Source organism: Streptomyces sp. CA-111067 (assembly GCF_050956065.1).
Lineage (GTDB): Bacteria > Actinomycetota > Actinomycetes > Streptomycetales > Streptomycetaceae > Actinacidiphila.
In genome coordinates this window covers 5,275,860-5,291,937 of record NZ_CP192103.1, presented here as the reverse complement: position 1 = coordinate 5,291,937, position 16,078 = coordinate 5,275,860, and the positions used below count along the sequence as shown (strand labels likewise).

16 protein-coding genes are annotated in these 16,078 nt (G+C 71.3%); 4 read left to right on the top strand and 12 right to left on the bottom strand.

The genetic code is table 11. The features are described 5' to 3' along the window. Position 1 precedes the first annotated feature (1 nt). Together cseB and ACQPW6_RS23180 are read left to right on the top strand one after the other, a co-directional pair. Positions 2–685, top strand: coding sequence for a two-component system response regulator CseB (cseB, locus tag ACQPW6_RS23185; RefSeq protein WP_433891593.1), 684 nt, complete (start codon positions 2–4; stop codon positions 683–685). A 52-nt stretch (positions 686–737) separates the two neighbouring features. Further along, positions 738–2,015, top strand: coding sequence for an ATP-binding protein (locus ACQPW6_RS23180; RefSeq protein WP_433894632.1), 1,278 nt, complete (start codon positions 738–740; stop codon positions 2,013–2,015). 34 nt (positions 2,016–2,049) lie between these two features. Here ACQPW6_RS23180 and ACQPW6_RS23175 read toward each other — a convergent pair whose 3' ends face one another. Further along, positions 2,050–3,639, bottom strand: a complete 1,590-nt coding sequence (locus ACQPW6_RS23175) for an MDR family MFS transporter (RefSeq protein ID WP_433891592.1) — start codon at positions 3,637–3,639, stop codon at positions 2,050–2,052. Positions 3,640–3,835: 196 nt separating this feature from the next. Here ACQPW6_RS23175 and ACQPW6_RS23170 point away from each other — a divergent pair, with 196 nt between their 5' ends. Next, positions 3,836–4,420: a TetR/AcrR family transcriptional regulator gene (locus ACQPW6_RS23170; RefSeq protein ID WP_433891591.1), complete on the top strand. Its 585-nt coding sequence runs from the start codon at positions 3,836–3,838 to the stop codon at positions 4,418–4,420. Between the two features lie 76 nt (positions 4,421–4,496). Here the strand turns inward: ACQPW6_RS23170 and ACQPW6_RS23165 are convergent, their stop codons facing one another. Next, a complete protein-coding gene (locus ACQPW6_RS23165; protein ID WP_433891590.1) occupies positions 4,497–5,237 on the bottom strand; it encodes a M23 family metallopeptidase in 741 nt (246 codons plus the stop codon). 319 nt (positions 5,238–5,556) lie between these two features. Next, positions 5,557–8,079, bottom strand: a complete 2,523-nt coding sequence (locus tag ACQPW6_RS23160) for an ATP-dependent Clp protease ATP-binding subunit (protein ID WP_433891589.1) — start codon at positions 8,077–8,079, stop codon at positions 5,557–5,559. 444 nt (positions 8,080–8,523) lie between these two features. Here ACQPW6_RS23160 and ACQPW6_RS23155 point away from each other — a divergent pair, with 444 nt between their 5' ends. Next, positions 8,524–9,108 carry an SCO3374 family protein gene (locus ACQPW6_RS23155; protein WP_433891588.1) on the top strand — a complete coding sequence of 195 codons (585 nt, stop codon included), beginning with the start codon at positions 8,524–8,526 and terminating at the stop codon, positions 9,106–9,108. On the opposite strand, the gene ACQPW6_RS23150 is transcribed toward ACQPW6_RS23155, so the two are convergent. From ACQPW6_RS23150 to panC, 9 genes are all read right to left on the bottom strand, one after another. Beyond that, on the bottom strand, positions 9,039–9,377 hold the full coding sequence (locus ACQPW6_RS23150) for a histone-like nucleoid-structuring protein Lsr2 (RefSeq protein WP_355342261.1): 339 nt from the start codon (positions 9,375–9,377) through the stop codon (positions 9,039–9,041). The two genes, ACQPW6_RS23155 and ACQPW6_RS23150, sit on opposite strands and share 70 nt — an antisense overlap. 121 nt (positions 9,378–9,498) lie before the next feature. Then, entirely contained in the window at positions 9,499–10,017 is a 519-nt protein-coding gene (locus tag ACQPW6_RS23145; RefSeq protein ID WP_433891587.1) for an amino-acid N-acetyltransferase, read from the bottom strand. A 10-nt stretch (positions 10,018–10,027) separates the two neighbouring features. Beyond that, entirely contained in the window at positions 10,028–10,423 is a 396-nt protein-coding gene (locus ACQPW6_RS23140; RefSeq protein ID WP_433891586.1) for a BlaI/MecI/CopY family transcriptional regulator, read from the bottom strand. A 47-nt stretch (positions 10,424–10,470) separates the two neighbouring features. Further along, positions 10,471–10,647 carry a hypothetical protein gene (locus ACQPW6_RS23135; protein ID WP_433891585.1) on the bottom strand — a complete coding sequence of 59 codons (177 nt, stop codon included), beginning with the start codon at positions 10,645–10,647 and terminating at the stop codon, positions 10,471–10,473. A gap of 57 nt (positions 10,648–10,704) precedes the next feature. Beyond that, positions 10,705–11,436: a hypothetical protein gene (locus ACQPW6_RS23130; RefSeq protein WP_433891584.1), complete on the bottom strand. Its 732-nt coding sequence runs from the start codon at positions 11,434–11,436 to the stop codon at positions 10,705–10,707. A gap of 99 nt (positions 11,437–11,535) precedes the next feature. Beyond that, a complete protein-coding gene (locus ACQPW6_RS23125) occupies positions 11,536–12,330 on the bottom strand; it encodes a type III pantothenate kinase (protein WP_433891583.1) in 795 nt (264 codons plus the stop codon). Between the two features lie 6 nt (positions 12,331–12,336). Further along, positions 12,337–13,365 (bottom strand): carboxylating nicotinate-nucleotide diphosphorylase, encoded by a 1,029-nt coding sequence (nadC, locus tag ACQPW6_RS23120; RefSeq protein ID WP_433891582.1) that lies wholly within the window; start codon positions 13,363–13,365, stop codon positions 12,337–12,339. A gap of 124 nt (positions 13,366–13,489) precedes the next feature. Continuing rightward, positions 13,490–15,220, bottom strand: coding sequence for an L-aspartate oxidase (locus ACQPW6_RS23115; RefSeq protein ID WP_433891581.1), 1,731 nt, complete (start codon positions 15,218–15,220; stop codon positions 13,490–13,492). After that, positions 15,217–16,074 (bottom strand): pantoate--beta-alanine ligase, encoded by an 858-nt coding sequence (gene panC, locus ACQPW6_RS23110; protein ID WP_433891580.1) that lies wholly within the window; start codon positions 16,072–16,074, stop codon positions 15,217–15,219. Before panC ends, ACQPW6_RS23115 begins: the two co-directional genes overlap by 4 nt. Positions 16,075–16,078 lie beyond the last annotated feature (4 nt).

Below are 16,078 nucleotides of genomic sequence, written 5' to 3'. Positions count from 1 at the left end.
GATGCCCGCCACCCATGTGCTGTTCGTCGAGGACGACGACGTGATCCGCGAGGTCACCACGCTGTCACTCGAACGGGACGGCTTCCAGGTCACCGCCGCCCCCGACGGCCTGACCGGCCTCGCCGCCTTCCGCGAGCGGCAGCCCGACCTGGCGCTGCTCGACGTGATGGTGCCGGGCCTTGACGGGGTCAGCCTGTGCCGCCGGATCCGGGACGAGTCCACGGTGCCGGTGATCATGCTGTCCGCGCGCGCCGAGGCGATCGACGTCGTCCTCGGCCTTGAGGCGGGCGCCGACGACTACGTGACCAAGCCGTTCGACGGCGCCGTGCTGGTGGCCCGGATCCGTGCGGTGCTGCGCCGGTTCCGGGCCACCGCGGCGGACGAGCCGGCCGCGGATCCGGCCCGGCTGGCGTTCGGCGACATCGTGATCGACCCGGAGGGCCTTGAGGTCACCAGGGGCGGCGAGCGGCTGGCGCTCACCCCGACCGAGATGCGGCTGCTGCTGGAGTTCGCCGGCGCGCCCGGCACCGTGCTGTCGCGGGACCGGCTGCTCGCGCGGGTCTGGGACTACGAGTGGGGCGGCGACACCCGCGTGGTCGACGTCCATGTGCAGCGGCTGCGGGCCAAGATCGGCCAGCACCGGCTGGAGACCGTACGCGGCTTCGGCTACAAGCTGAGAGCCTGAGCCCGCCGTGCCCCGCCTGCCCCGTCCGTCCGGTCCGCCCGGAAGATCCAGCCTGCCCCGCCTGCCCGGCGGCAACGCCCTCCGCCGCTTCTTCCGCAGCGGCCTGCGCTGGAAGATCAGCGCGGCCATCGCCGGGGTGTCCGCGCTGGTGGCGATCGCGCTCAGCCTGGTGGTGCACAACGCGGCCCGGGTCAGCATGATCAACAGCACCCGTGACGTCCAGGACGAGCGGGTGCAGTCCGCGCTGCGGATCTACGAGACCACCGGGCGGCTGGTGTTCTACGCGCAGCTCGACGACCCCAAGCTGCCGCCCGAGCTGAAGGCGTACGCGGCCAAGCGGCAGCGCGCCACCTTCGTCCAGAGCACCCCGCACGGCTCGCCTACGGTGTGGGCCGAGACGCCCGCCGACGACGGCCGGGTGCTGTCGCTCAAGACCGGCTTCACCGACCGCTACTCGGTGCTCGGCGACCTGGACCAGGCGCTGGTGGCCGGTTCGGTGTCGGTGGTCGTCGGCGGTACGGCGATCGGCGTGCTGATCGGCGGCCGGATGTCGCGCCGGCTGCGGAAGGCGGCCAGCGCGGCCCGCAAGGTCGCCGGCGGCGACACCCGGGTCCGGGTGCGGGACGAGGTCGGCGGCCGCCGGGTGCGGGACGAGACCGACGAGCTGGCGCGGGCGGTGGACGCGATGGCCGGCGCGCTGCAACTGCGGCTTGAGGCCGAGCGGCGGGTCACCGCGGACATCGCGCACGAGCTGCGCACGCCGGTGACCGGGCTGGTCACCGCCGCCGAGCTGCTGCCGCCGGGGCGGCCGTCGGAGCTGGTGCGGGACCGGGTGCACGCGCTGCGCACCCTGGTCGAGGACGTCCTCGAGGTGGCCAGGCTCGACGGGGCCGCGGAGCACGCCGACCTGCACGAGGTGGCACTCGCGGAGTTCGTCCGCCGCCGGGTGCCGCTGCTGGCGCCGGACGCGGAGGTGATGGTGAGCGAGGACGCCGTGGTGCAGACCGACCCGCGGCGCCTTGAGCGGATCCTCGGCAACCTGCTGGCGAACGCGGCCCGGCACGGCGAGCCGGGGATCGTGGTGATCGTGGACGGGCCGCATCTGCGGGTCCGCGACCACGGGCCGGGGTTCCCCGAGGACCTGCTGCGGGAGGGGCCGAGCCGGTTCCGTACCGGGGTGCCCTCGCGGTCGGGCGGCGGGCACGGCCTGGGGCTGACCATCGCCACCGGCCAGGCCCGGGTGGTCGGCGCCCGGCTGACCTTCCGCAACGCCCCCGCCGATGACGGGGGCGGTGCGGTGGCCCAGCTGCTGCTGCCGCGCCAGGTCTGACGACCCGGCAGAGCCTTCACGGCGGGTGGCTGCGTTACAGCGCTTCCGCCAGCACCGCAGGCTGCTCGTCGGCCGGCTCGGACTTGGCCTTGGGAGCGGTCGGCGCGCCCCGCAGCGGGGTCTCGGTGATGAACCAGGCGGCGATCAGGCCGATGACGCTGACCAGGCCGCCGACCAGGAACACCATGTGGGTGCCGCTGGAGACCGCGTGCAGGTAGGCGTCCTTCACGGCCGGCGGGAACTTCGCGATGGTCGCCGGGTCGAGCTGCGCGCCGCCCTTGGTGGCTGCCGCGCCCGCGCCGCCGGCGCTCTCCATCGAGTGCTGCACCTTGTGCGAGAACAGCGCGCCGAACAGCGAGACGCCGAACGAGCCGCCGATCGTACGGAACAGGGTGGAGGAGGACGAGCCGACGCCGATGTCCCGCATCGACACGCTGTTCTGCGCGATCAGCATGGTGATCTGCATGATCGAGCCCATGCCGGCGCCGAGCACCGCCATGTAGACGCCGGAGCTGAGCCGGCTGGTGTGCACGTCCATGGTGGACAGCAGGAACAGGCCAGCGGTGATCAGCACGCCGCCGACGATCGGGAAGACCTTGTACTTGCCGGTGGCGGTGGTGATCCGGCCGGCCACCAGCGACACGGCCATCATCGCGAGCAGCATCGGCAGCAGGAGCAGGCCGGAGTTGGTCGCCGAGGCGCCCTGCACGGTCTGCTGGTACAGCGGCAGGAACGTCATCGCGCCGAACATCGTGAAGCCGACGAGGAAGGCGACCAGCGAGATCACCGAGAAGTTCCGGCTGCGGAAGATCCGCAGCGGCATCACCGGCTCGGCGGCCCTGGTCTCGGCGAACAGGAAGCCGCCGAGCGCGGCCAGCCCCAGGACGAGCAGTCCGATGATCATCGGGGAGCCCCAGGCGTACTGGGTGCCGCCCCAGGTGGTGAGCAGCACCAGCGAGGTGATCGCGACGGTGAGCAGTGCGGCACCCGGGTAGTCGATCCTGGCCTTGGTCCGCTTCTTCGGCAGGTGCAGCACGATGGTGACCATCGCGAGCGCGACCACGCCGATCGGCAGGTTGATGTAGAAGCTCCAGCGCCAGCCCCAGTTGTCGGTGATGGAGCCGCCGACCAGCGGTCCGCCGATCATCGCGATGGCCATCACGCCGGCGGTCATGCCCTGGTACTTGCCGCGTTCGCGCGGCGGGACCAGCTCGCCGATGATCGCCATCACGCCGACGATCAGACCGCCGGCGCCCAGGCCCTGTACGGCGCGGAACGCGATCAGCTGGTCCATCGTCTGCGACATCCCGGACAGCGCGGAGCCGGCCAGGAAGAGCACGATCGAGGTGAGGAAGATGCCCTTGCGGCCGTACATGTCGCCGAGCTTGCCCCACACGGGGGTGGAGGTGGCGGTGGCCAGTGTGTAGGCGGTGACCACCCAGGACAGGTGGTTGAGGCCGCCGAGGTCGCCCACGATGGTCGGCATCGCGGTGCCGACGATCATGTTGTCGAGCATCGCGAGCAGCATCGCGATCATCAGGCCGACCAGGACGACGCGGACGCTGCGCTGGCGCGGTTCCTTGGTGGTGATCGGCGGCGCTGCGGTGGCAGTGCTGTCAGGCATGACCCGGTTCCTCCCCGTTGAGGGCGGTGCTCGGCGCTGGTGGTGGACCAGGGTTACTTACTTGCCGCCCGGCTAGTACATTGGTGTAGGAGTAAGGTAAGACGCTTACTAGCCGGGCGTCAAGTAAGTGCGTAAGGTCGCAGGCAGGCCGCTACCGTCGAACCCACCGACGCCTGGACAAGCAGGAGAGCACGCCATGGCCACACCGCATCATCCGCGGCGCGGGGACACCCGCCGCAGGATCCAGGACGTCGCGCTGGAGCTGTTCGCCGAGCGCGGCTACGAGAAGACGTCGCTGCGCGAGATCGCGGAGCATCTGGACGTCACCAAGGCCGCGCTGTACTACCACTTCAAGACCAAGGAAGACATCCTGGTCAGCATCGCCGACGACCTGGCCACGCCGGTCGACGAGCTGATCGTCTGGGCCCAGTCGCAGCCGCGCACCCTCGCCACCAGGCAGGAGATGCTGCGCCGCTACAGCGAGGCACTGTGGGGCGCGGCGCCGCTCTTCCGGTTCATCCACGAGAACCAGGCCACCATGCGCGAGCTGAGCATCGGCGAGGCGTTCAAGGACAAGGTGACGGCGCTGAACGCGCTGCTGAAGGAGCCCGGCGCCCCGCTGTCGGCGCAGGTGCGCTCGACCACCGCGCTGTTCGCGATGCACGCGGGGATGTTCGCCCTGCAGAACATCGAGGGCGACCCCGAGGAGAAGCGCGCGGCCATCCTCGACGTCGCCCTGGACCTGCTGGCGCAGGCGGACGCGCTGCTGCCGACCGGGTGAGCCCGGCCGGCAGTCGTTGACGCCGTCACTCGTTGCGGTGAGATCTCGGCGTTCGCGTCGCGGTTCGAGCCCTTCGTTACGGGTTGACGCCGTGGGTGCGCAGGAAGTGCAGCGGCTCGACGGAGGAGCCGTACACCGGGGTGCTCCGGACCTCGAAGTGCAGGTGCGGGCCGGTCGAGTTGCCGGTCGAACCGGACTTGGCGATCTCCTGGCCGGTGATCACCTGCTGGCCGACGTGGACCTCGAACTTCGACAGGTGGCCGTACTGGGTGTACAGCTGCGAGCCGTGCTTGATGACGATGTTGTTGCCGTAGGCGCCGCCCCAGCCGGCGGTGACGATGGTGCCGGAGTGCGCGGCCCGCACGGCGGTGCCGGACGGCACGACGAAGTCCTGGCCGGAGTGGGTGTTGATCCAGTGCTTGCCGACCTGGTGGTAGCCCGCGCCCAGCACGTAGCCGGTGGTCGGGGTCAGCCAGCCGGCGATCCGGGCCTTGCGGTCGGCCGCGGCCTTGGCCTGCGCCCGCTTCTTGGCCTCGGCCTGGGCCTTCGCCTTGGCGGCGGCGGCCTGGGCGGCGGCCTTCTTCTGCGCGGCGGCGGCCTTGGCCGCGTCCTGCTGGCCGGTGGCCTGCTTCGCCATCGCGTCCGAGATGCTGTGCGCGGTCCCGGTCGCGAGGAATCCACCGTGCTGCGTGTCGGCGGCGAGCGCCGCCGTGGAGCCCAGCGCGATCGCCGCGACCAGTCCTCCGGTCACCACGGCGATCCGGCCGCGGTTCACGGACTTCGGGGCACGGTTCTTCATCGTCGAGTTCTTGCGCATGGAGAATTAACCTCGCTCACAAAGGGGGAAGCGACAGTTCCAGCTGCGGTCCGTCGCGAATCCTTGGTAACCCGGACATTCCGGTCTCGGCAAGGACCCCACTTACTACCCGCCTTCGTAGGCCGGACGACAGGGGCACCTGGTTTCCCTGTGTCCACTGACTGGCCAGAAGTCCGTTTCGCCCCTATTTCCCTTAGTAAGTGACCCAGCTCACGTGGGTCACCTCACCAGTGGGGTGAAAAGGAAAGGGCCCGGCCCCCGGATCGTGAGTCACGATCCGGGGGCCGGGCCCTTTGTCGGCGCTACCGCGCCGGAGGCGTCAGGCCTCCTTGGACAGGTTCGGCGGCCCGCCCGCGGTCTCCACCGGCGGGGTGTCGGCCACGGTGACCTTCTCCTCGCCGCGGAAGGTGAACTTGGCGTCCTCGCCCTCACCCTCGACCTCGACCACCACGATGTGGCCCGGACGCAGCTCGCCGAAGAGGATCTTCTCCGACAGCGAGTCCTCGATCTCGCGCTGGATCGTCCGGCGCAGCGGCCGGGCGCCCATCACGGGGTCGTAGCCGTGCTTGGACAGCAGCACCTTGGCCTCGGAGCTGAGCTCGATGCCCATGTCCCGGTCGCGCAGCCGCTCGTCCACCCGGCCGATCATCAGGTCGACGATCTGCAGGATGTCCTCTTCGGTCAGCTGCGGGAAGACCACGACGTCATCCACACGGTTGAGGAACTCCGGGCGGAAGTGCTGCTTCAGCTCGTCGCTGACCTTGTTCTTCATCCGCTCGTAGTTGCTCTTGGTGTCGCCCTGGGCGGCGAAGCCCAGGTTGAAGCCCTTGGAGATGTCCCGGGTGCCGAGGTTGGTGGTCATGATGATCACCGTGTTCTTGAAGTCCACGACCCGGCCCTGGGAGTCGGTCAGCCGACCGTCCTCCAGGATCTGCAGCAGGCTGTTGAAGATGTCCGGGTGGGCCTTCTCGACCTCGTCGAAGAGCACCACGGAGAACGGCTTGCGGCGCACCTTCTCGGTGAGCTGGCCGCCCTCCTCGTACCCGACGTAGCCGGGAGGCGAGCCGAACAGCCGCGAGACGGTGTGCTTCTCGCTGAACTCCGACATGTCGAGGGAGATCAGCGCGTCCTCGTCGCCGAACAGGAACTCCGCCAGCGCCTTGGACAGCTCGGTCTTACCGACACCGGACGGGCCGGCGAAGATGAACGAGCCACCGGGGCGCTTGGGGTCCTTCAGGCCGGCCCTGGTGCGGCGGATGGCCTTGGAGAGCGCCTTGACGGCGTCCCGCTGGCCGATGACGCGCTTGTGCAGCTCGTCTTCCATCCGCAGCAGCCGGGAGGACTCCTCCTCGGTCAGCTTGAAGACCGGGATGCCGGTCGCGGTGGCCAGGACCTCGGCGATCAGCTCGCCGTCGACCTCGGCCACGACGTCCATGTCGCCGGCCTTCCACTCCTTCTCCCGCTTGGACTTCGCGGCGAGCAGCTGCTTCTCGTTGTCCCGCAGCGAGGCGGCCTTCTCGAAGTCCTGCGAGTCGATCGCGGACTCCTTCTCGCGCCGCACGTCGGCGATCTTCTCGTCGAACTCGCGCAGGTCCGGCGGTGCGGTCATCCGGCGGATCCGCATCCGGGAGCCGGCCTCGTCGATCAGGTCGATCGCCTTGTCCGGCAGGAAGCGGTCCGAGATGTACCGGTCGGCCAGGGTGGCGGCCTGCACCAGCGCCTCATCGGTGATGGACACCCGGTGGTGCGCCTCGTAGCGGTCCCGCAGGCCCTTGAGGATCTCGATGGTGTGCGGCAGCGACGGCTCCGCCACCTGGATGGGCTGGAAGCGGCGCTCCAGGGCCGCGTCCTTCTCCAGGTACTTGCGGTACTCGTCCAGCGTGGTGGCGCCGATGGTCTGCAGCTCACCGCGGGCCAGCATCGGCTTCAGGATCGAGGCCGCGTCGATCGCGCCCTCGGCCGCGCCGGCCCCGACCAGGGTGTGCAGCTCGTCGATGAACAGGATGATGTCGCCGCGGGTACGGATCTCCTTGAGCACCTTCTTCAGGCGCTCCTCGAAGTCACCGCGGTACCGGGAGCCGGCCACCAGGGCGCCGAGGTCGAGGGTGTAGAGCTGCTTGTCCTTCAGCGTCTCCGGCACCTCGCCCTTGACGATCGCCTGGGCAAGGCCCTCCACCACGGCGGTCTTGCCGACGCCGGGCTCGCCGATCAGTACGGGGTTGTTCTTGGTGCGGCGGGACAGCACCTGCATGACCCGCTCGATCTCCTTCTCGCGCCCGATCACCGGGTCGAGCTTGGTCTCACGGGCGGCCTGGGTGAGGTTGCGGCCGAACTGGTCGAGGACGAGCGAGGTCGAGGGGGTGCCCTCGGCCGGCCCGCCGGCCGTGGCCGACTCCTTCCCGCCGGAGTAACCGGAGAGCAGCTGGATGACCTGCTGCCGCACCCGGTTCAGATCGGCGCCCAGCTTCACCAGGACCTGGGCGGCGACGCCCTCGCCCTCGCGGATCAGGCCGAGCAGGATGTGCTCGGTGCCGATGTAGTTGTGGCCAAGCTGCAGTGCCTCGCGGAGCGAGAGCTCCAGCACCTTCTTGGCCCGGGGGGTGAAGGGAATGTGGCCGGACGGGGCCTGCTGGCCCTGGCCGATGATCTCCTCCACCTGCTGGCGGACCGCCTCAAGAGAAATCCCGAGGCTCTCCAGGGCCTTAGCGGCGACACCCTCACCCTCGTGGATCAGGCCCAGGAGGATGTGCTCGGTGCCGATGTAGTTGTGGTTGAGCATCCGGGCTTCTTCCTGAGCCAGGACGACAACCCGCCGCGCGCGGTCGGTGAACCTCTCGAACATCGTTAATCGCTCCTCAGAGCGGTCGGGCAGTGAGGGGGCGGTCCCCTCCCTGTCCTTCCGCATGCTAGTCCCGCACAGCGGCGCCGCTCACGTATCCCTCCCCGCTCTCGCGGGTCAAGCTGCGCTACCGGCTGACGTCACTCACACAACCTCGATGGTGCGAGACGATGTTCCCGCAGGCCAGGCGATTAGCCCTTTATCAAGTACGCCCGTGGCGAACGCCCGCCCCACCTGCTCGAACACCAGCCCTTCTCACTAGGTACTTCTTACCCTCGCCTCCGAGCCGTGCACACCGGGATCGCGATATCGAGTGCGCTACGGGCGAACACCCGCGCGCCATCGGCGGGCCATTCGCGCGCCATCCGGGGGACGGCCGCGACCACTACACGTGTTCACCCGTCAACCCGGCGTAACCAGGGTCCGAATCGGACAGTTGCCCACGGCATGGGCTGGTATGAGCACGAGCTGGGCTGGCCGGTGTCGGAGGCGCTGCCGCCGGGGCTGGTCACCGGGGTGCGGTTCGACGCGCTGGACGTACCCGCGGAGGCCGGCTTCGCGATGCTGAACCGCTTTCCGCGGCCCGGCCAGCTGGGCCCGGTGGCGCTCGACGGCCACCGGATCCGGCTGCTGGTCGCCGCCGGCTCGGCGGAGGAGCTGCCGGGACTGCTGGAGTGGCTGGAGTGGGGCGGCATCCCGCTGGACCTGGCGGGCCTGGGCGCCGGCCGCGTGATGCGGGCGCCGGCCCACCCCGAGTGGGGCCGCCGGGAGGCCGCGTACGACCGGTCGTCGCCGGTGTGGCTGCGGCCCCCCAGGCCCGGGTTCGAGGTGGAGTCCACGGTGCCCGCACTGCGTGTCTCGGGCGGTGCCGATGGATCGGGGGTTCCCATCGGCCTGTCGGCACTCGTCGCCGCTCTCGCGACGGCCTGCCATCGGATCACCCTGCGGACGCGCAGCCAGGATCAGCCGTGGGCCTTCTCGTACGCCTCGCGGATGGTCGCCGGAACGCGACCGCGGTCGTTGACCTCGTAGCCCTTCTCCTTGGCCCACGCACGGATCTTCGCGGTGTCGGGACCCGAGGCGCCGCCGCCGCGGACCGCCTTGGTACGGCCCCTTCCGGCCCGTCCACCGGTACGGCGGCCACTGTCCGTGTACGGGTTCAGCAGCCCCCGCAGCTTGTCGGCATTCGCTGTGGTGAGGTCGATCTCGTAGGTCACACCATCGAGTGCGAACGTCACGGTCTCGTCCGCCTCGCCCCCGTCGAGGTCGTCTACAAGAAGGACCTGAACCTTCTGTGCCACCGGCTTCCCTTTCATCGAAAACGGATTAACGGTAAAAGCAAAGCGCCTTTGCGTGAAAAACACAAACCCCTTGCACGAACGGGCCGCCCCGAGGTAGCGCGATCCGGACAAACCGGATCACTCAGAGTTGCAGCAGCATGCGGCTGTTACCCAAGGTGTTCGGTTTCACTCGCTCCAGGTCGAGGAACTCGGCTACGCCCTCGTCATTGGAACGCAGCAGCTCCCCGAAGACATCGCCGTCCACCTGGGAGTCGCCGGTCTCCACGAAGCCGTGCTTGGCGAAGAAGTCCACTTCGAACGTGAGGCAGAAAATTCGCCGGACGCCGAGCCAGCGGGCGGTGTGCAGCAACTTGGCGAGCAACAGGTGGCCGATGCCCTTGCCGCGAACGCCGGGGTGCACGGCGAGCGTTCTGACCTCGGCCAGGTCCTCCCACATCACATGCAGCGCGCCGCAGGCGACCACGGCCGCGTCCTCGTCGCGTTCGGCCACCCAGAACTCCTGGATGTCCTCATAAAGGGTCACCGTGGGCTTGTCGAGCAGGATGCTGTCACGGACATAGGAGTCCAGCAGGTGCCGTACCGCGGCTACATCGCCGGTCCTGGCCCGGCGGATGGTGACGTCATTCGACAGGGAAGCCATGGTCGGGACGCTATCGTCCTTCGGCATCCTCCGGCGCCGAGGGGTCGACGGTCTGGATGATGCGCAATGCGTCCCGCACGGCTTCGCGCTGTTCCGGTGACATCATGCCGAAGAAGTGGACGAGGGCCGCCGCCGGGTTGTCGCTCGCGGACCAGGCTTCGTTCATCAGTGCGGCCGAGTATGCCGCTCTCGTCGATACCGCCTCATAGCGATAAGCGCGGCCTTCCGCCTCGCGGCGGAGCCACCCCTTCTGGCGCAGGTTGTCCATTACGGTCATCACGGTTGTGTACGCGATGGTTCGTTCCCGCGACAGGTCTTCCAGTACCTCACGAACCGTGACCGGGCGGTTCCACTCCCACACTCGGGTCATGATGGCGTCTTCGAGGTCTCCCAATGGCCGGGGCACCCTCGGAATACTACGGGCCCACCGGCGCAAACGCCCTGAATGCCGCTTTAGCGATCCTCCGCGGCCGACTGGCGGGCGGCCTCGGCGCGGGCGAACGCGGCGTCGACCGCCGCGTCCTCCTTGGCCTTGTTGGCGCCGCCCTGGTTCTTGATGATCGTCACGATCAGAACGGTGAAGAAGACGGCCATCACCAGCGGGGGCACGATCGCGGATACGTAGTCCATACCACCCAGGGTAGCCACGGCCGGTTAATTGCCGACGGCGGGTCCCGTATGGGCTATTCAGCCGGCCCGGCGGTGCTCGTGATGATCTGTGTGGTCGGCGAAATCACGGTCGTGCGGCGGGGCCGGCCGGCGGCCGGGCGGCCAGATCTCGGCCGGGGTCGGGGTGCGCCGGCCGGGGTCGGGCGCGGGCTCGGTGCCGGGGCTCTCGGGGTCGGGCGCGGGTGCCGGGGAAGGCGCCGTGCCGGGCCGTGGAGCCGTCGCGGGCTTCTCCTCGGGCTCCGGAGTGCCGGCGGCGGCGTTCGGGCCGGGAAGGGCGAGCAGGCGGCGCGGGGCGGGCATGTGGGCCTCCAGACGCTGTCGTACGTCGTTCTCCGCGAGGGTCTCGCAGCGGCGCAGCAGGGTGGTGCGGCGGCGGTGCTCGACGGTGCCGCTGGGCTGCGCGCGCAGCCGGCGCAGCGCCGCCAGGTCGTCGGACGCCGGCAGGTACCCGGCGGCCAGCGCGCCCGCGAGCCGCTCCAGGTAGCCGCCGGCGCTGCCGGGCAGCGCCTCCCGGTACCGGCGCAGCTCGTCCAGCAGGAAGCCGCGCAGCCGGCCCGCCTCGCTGAGCGCCTCGTCGAGCGACGCGGCGAGCCTGAGGTAGTCCTGCGCGTACTCCGCCGGGCGGTGCGGGACGGCGGTCAGGCCGCCGGATCTGCTCGGGTGCAGCACTTCGGCGAGGGCGCGCCGCAGGACGCGCAACTCCTCGGCGCTGAACGCCATTCCGCCTCGTGTTCCATGTGGCGTGGGCATGAATGGACTTTAAGTGCCAATCGGACAAAATTCGTGTAACGCGATATGCCCGGTGCGTCGCATTGCCGTGCGTGTTGCCGTGCGTGCCACAGAAAAACGTCAGGTGGTCGAGACGTTCCGCTCGTAGACCAGGCGCAGGCCGATCAGCGTCAGCCACGGCTCGTGTTCGTCGATGATCGACGCCTCGCCCAGGACCAGCGGGGCCAGGCCGCCGGTCGCGATCACCGTCACGTCGTCGGGGTCGTCGGCCAGTTCGCGGGCCATCCGCTCGGCGATGCCGTCGGCCTGGCCGGCGAAGCCGTACAGGATGCCGGACTGCATCGCCTCGATCGTGTTCTTGCCGATCACGCTGCGCGGGCGGGCCAGTTCGATCTTGCGCAGCTGCGCGCCGCGCACGCCGAGCGCGTCCACCGAGATCTCGATGCCGGGCGCGATGGCGCCGCCGATGTACTCCCCGCGCGCCGAGACCGCGTCGAACGTCGTCGCGGTGCCGAAGTCCACCACGATGCACGGGCCGCCGTACAGGTGCACCGCCGCCAGCGAGTTGATGATCCGGTCGGAGCCCACCTCCTTGGGGTGGTCCACCAGGATCGGCACCCCGGTCTTGACGCCGGGCTCCACCAGGACCGACGGCACGTCGCCGTAGTAGCGCCTGGTCACCTCGCGCAGCTCGTGCAGCACCGAGGGCACCGTCGAGCAGATCGCGATGCCGTCGATGCCGTCGCCGAGGTCGCCGAGCAGCGGGTGCATGCCCATCAGGCCCTGGAGCAGCACCGCGAGCTCGTCGGCGGTGCGCCGCGGGTCGGTGGAGATCCGCCAGTGCTCGACGATCTCCTCGCCGTCGAACAGGCCGAGGACGGTGTGGGTGTTGCCGACGTCGATGGTGAGCAGCATCCGGCTCTACGCTTCCGCTCGCAGGTCGAGGCCGATGTCCAGGATCGGGGCGGAGTGGGTGAGCGCGCCCACCGCCAGGTAGTCCACGCCGGTCTCCGCGTAGGCGCGGGCGGTGTCCAGCGTGAGCCGCCCGGACGACTCCAGGACCGCCCGGCCGCCGACGATGCCGACCGCCTCGGCGGTCTCCTCCGGGGTGAAGTTGTCCAGCAGGATCAGGTCGGCGCCGGCCTCCAGCACCTCGTGCACCTGGTGCATGGTGTCGACCTCGACCTCCACCGGCAGCCCGGGGAACTCCTCGCGGACCAGCTTGAACGCCTGCGCCACACCGCCGGCCGCGATCACGTGGTTGTCCTTGACCAGGGCCGCGTCCGACAGCGACATCCGGTGGTTGACGCCGCCGCCGCAGCGCACCGCGTACTTCTCCAGCGCCCGCAGTCCCGGGGTGGTCTTGCGGGTGTCGCGGACCCTGGCCTTGGTGCCCTCCAGGGCGTCGGACCAGGCACGGGTCGCGGTGGCCACGCCGGACAGCCGGCACAGCAGGTTCAGCGCGCTGCGCTCGCCGGTCAGCAGGTCGCGGGTGCGGGCCCGTACGGTGAGCAGCTTCTGCCCGGCCGCGACCCGGTCGCCGTCGGCCACGTGCCGCTCCACCTCGAACTCGTCGGTGCACACCACCGACAGCACCGCCTCGGCGATCCGCAGACCCGCCACCGTGCCGGCCTCGCGGGCGGTGAAGTCGCCGGTGGCGCGGGCCTCCTCGGGGACGGTGGCCACGGTGGTGACGTCCACGCCCTGGTCGAGGTCCTCCTCGATGGCCAGGTGCGCGATGTCCTCGACCTGGACGGGGTCGAGCCCGTCCTCGGCGATCAGCTGCGCCAGGTCGGGGTCGAGGCCGCACTCCAGCGGGTCCGTCTCGTACCCGGCTCCCTCGCCGCAGCCGCAGCCGTCACCGCAGCCACCGCCGCCGGCCGGCTCGTCCGGCGGGCCGAACTGCGGCAGCGGGAGGGCGACGGGCCGGGGACGGTCGGGGGTGCTCACGGGGGCTCCTTCGGGGCGGTGTGCGGCGGGTTCGGTGCGGCTGGTTCGGTGCGGTGGGACGGCACAGCGGGTGGTGCGGGCGGCACGGCGGGTGGTGCGGGCGGCGCTTCGGGCGGCGCGCCCATCATCCCCGATCCGGGGACCCGCCGCGGGTCGGCGGGAAGTCGGGCCCGTCCGTCGTGCGGACCTCCAGCGTGCGGTGCGGGGTGAGCCGCACCACCAGGTGCCGGCGCCACTCGCGGTCGTCCCGGTCGGGCCGGTCCTCGCGCCAGTGGCAGCCGCGGGTCTCCTCGCGCCGCCGGGCCGCGGCGACCAGCACCCGGGCGACCAGACTCAGGTTGGTGGACTCCCAGGTCTCCACGCAAGGCTCGGCGGTCTTGCCGTCCCGGTCGTACTCCTCGACGGCGGCGGCGTGCAGCCGCTCCAGCGCGCCCGCGGCCGTCGCCAGGCTGTCGGCGCTGCGCACCACCCCGGCGCCGGCCGTCATGATCCGCTGCACCTGGTAGCGGGCCTCCGACGCCAGCAGCGCGCCGGTCGGGTCGGGCACCACCGGCGGGCCGGGCCGCGGGGCTTCCGCGGCGGCCAGCACGTCGGCGGCGATCCGCTCGGCGAAGACCAGCCCTTCGAGCAGCGAGTTCGAGGCGAGCCGGTTCGCGCCGTGCACGCCGGTGCAGGCCACCTCGCCGCACGCGTAGAGGCCGGCCACGGTGGTCCGGCCGTGCAGGTCGGTGCGCACCCCGCCGGAGGCGTAGTGCGCGGCGGGCGCGACCGGAATCGGCTCGGTCACCGGATCGATGCCGTGCGCCTGGCAGGCGGCCAGGATCGTCGGGAAGCGCTCGGCCCACATCCGCGCGCCGAAGTGCCGGCCGTCGAGGTAGACGTGGTCGGTGCCGGCCTCGGCCATCCGCCGCGTGATGCCCTTGGCGACGATGTCGCGCGGCGCCAGCTCGGCCAGCTCGTGCTGCCCGACCATGAAGCGCACGCCGTCGGCGTCCACCAGGTGCGCGCCCTCGCCGCGTACCGCCTCCGACACCAGCGGCAGCTGCCCTTCGGCCTCCGCGCCGAGCCACATCACGGTGGGGTGGAACTGGACGAACTCCAGGTCGCTGACCTCGGCTCCGGCGCGCAGCGCCAGCGCCACGCCGTCACCGGTGGACACGGCCGGGTTGGTGGTGGCGGAGAACACCTGGCCCATGCCGCCGGTGGCCAGCACCACGGCCGGGGCGTGCACGGCGCCGACCCCGTCGCGGCGGCCCTGGCCCATCACGTGCAGGGTGACGCCCGCGGTGCGGCCCTCGGCGTCGGTCAGCAGGTCCAGCACCAGGGCGTTCTCGATCAGCTCGATCCCGGCCGCCCTGACCGCCTCGATCAGCGCCCGGGAGATCTCCGCGCCGGTCGCGTCGCCGCCGGCGTGCGCGATCCGGCTGCGGTGGTGGCCGCCCTCGCGGCCGAGCAGGATCTCGCCGCTGCCGGCGTCGGTGTCGAACCGGGCGCCGGTGGCGATCAGCCGGCGCAGCGCGCCCGGCCCCTCGGTGACCAGGGTCCGTACGGCCGGCTCGTCGCACAGGCCCACGCCGGCCACCAGCGTGTCGTCCAGGTGCTGCTGCGGGGTGTCGCCGTCGCCGAGGGCCGCGGCGACGCCGCCCTGCGCCCAGCGGGTCGAGCCGTCGCTCAGGTGCGCCTTGGTCACCACCGTGACCTTCGCGCCGGCCGCGGCGCAGCGCAGCGCCACGGTGAGGCCGGCCACGCCGGAGCCGACCACCACCACGTCGGCGGTGAGCGCCCAGCCGGGCTCGGGGGCGTACAGGCGTATGCCGGTGCCGGCGGCGCTGCCGCCGGTTCCTGGTGCGTTCATCGGGCGGCTCCGAGTTCCAGCGGGAAGTCCAGCGGGAGGTTGTCGATCAGGCGGGTGCGGCCGACCCGGGCGGCGACGGCCAGGACGGCGGGGCCGGTGTGGGCGGGGCCCGCGTCGGTGAAGTCGGCGGGGTCGATCAGGGCGGCGTAGTCCAGGACGACCGGGGGCTCGGCCGAGGCGGCGGCGTCCAGCACCGCGCGGGCCGCCCGGAGTGCGACGGCCGGACCCTGGGCGGCGGCGTCGCGGCCGGCGAACAGCGCGCCGGACAGCGCGCGGGCGGAGCGGCGTTCCGGCTCGCTCAGGTAGCGGTTGCGGCTGGACATGGCCACGCCGTCGTCCTCACGCACGGTGGGGACGGCGACGATCTCGACCGGGAAGTTCAGGTCGGTGGCCATCCGGCGGACCAGCGCGAGCTGCTGGGCGTCCTTCTGCCCGAAGAACGCGGCCTCCGGCCTCGTCAGGTGCAGCAGCTTGGCGACGACGGTGAGCATGCCGTCGAAGTGTCCTGGCCGGGAACCGCCCTCGTAGCGTTCGCCCATCGGGCCCGCCGAGATCCGCACCTGCGGCTGCCCGCCCGGGTACACCTCGTCGGCGGGCGGCGCGAAGACGGTGTCGGCGCCGGCCAGTTCGGCGAGCTTCAGGTCGGCGTCCAGGGTGCGGGGGTAGCGGTCCAGGTCCTCGGTCGGCCCGAACTGCAGCGGGTTGACGAAGACGGTCACCGTGACCTGGCCGCGGCCGGCGTGGGCGCGGGCGGCGCGGATCAGGGCGGCGTGGCCCTCGTGCAGCGCGCCCATCGTCATGACGACGGCCGCGGCGGGCGGCAGGTCCGCCGCGTGGTGGACGAGCTCGGTCATCGGG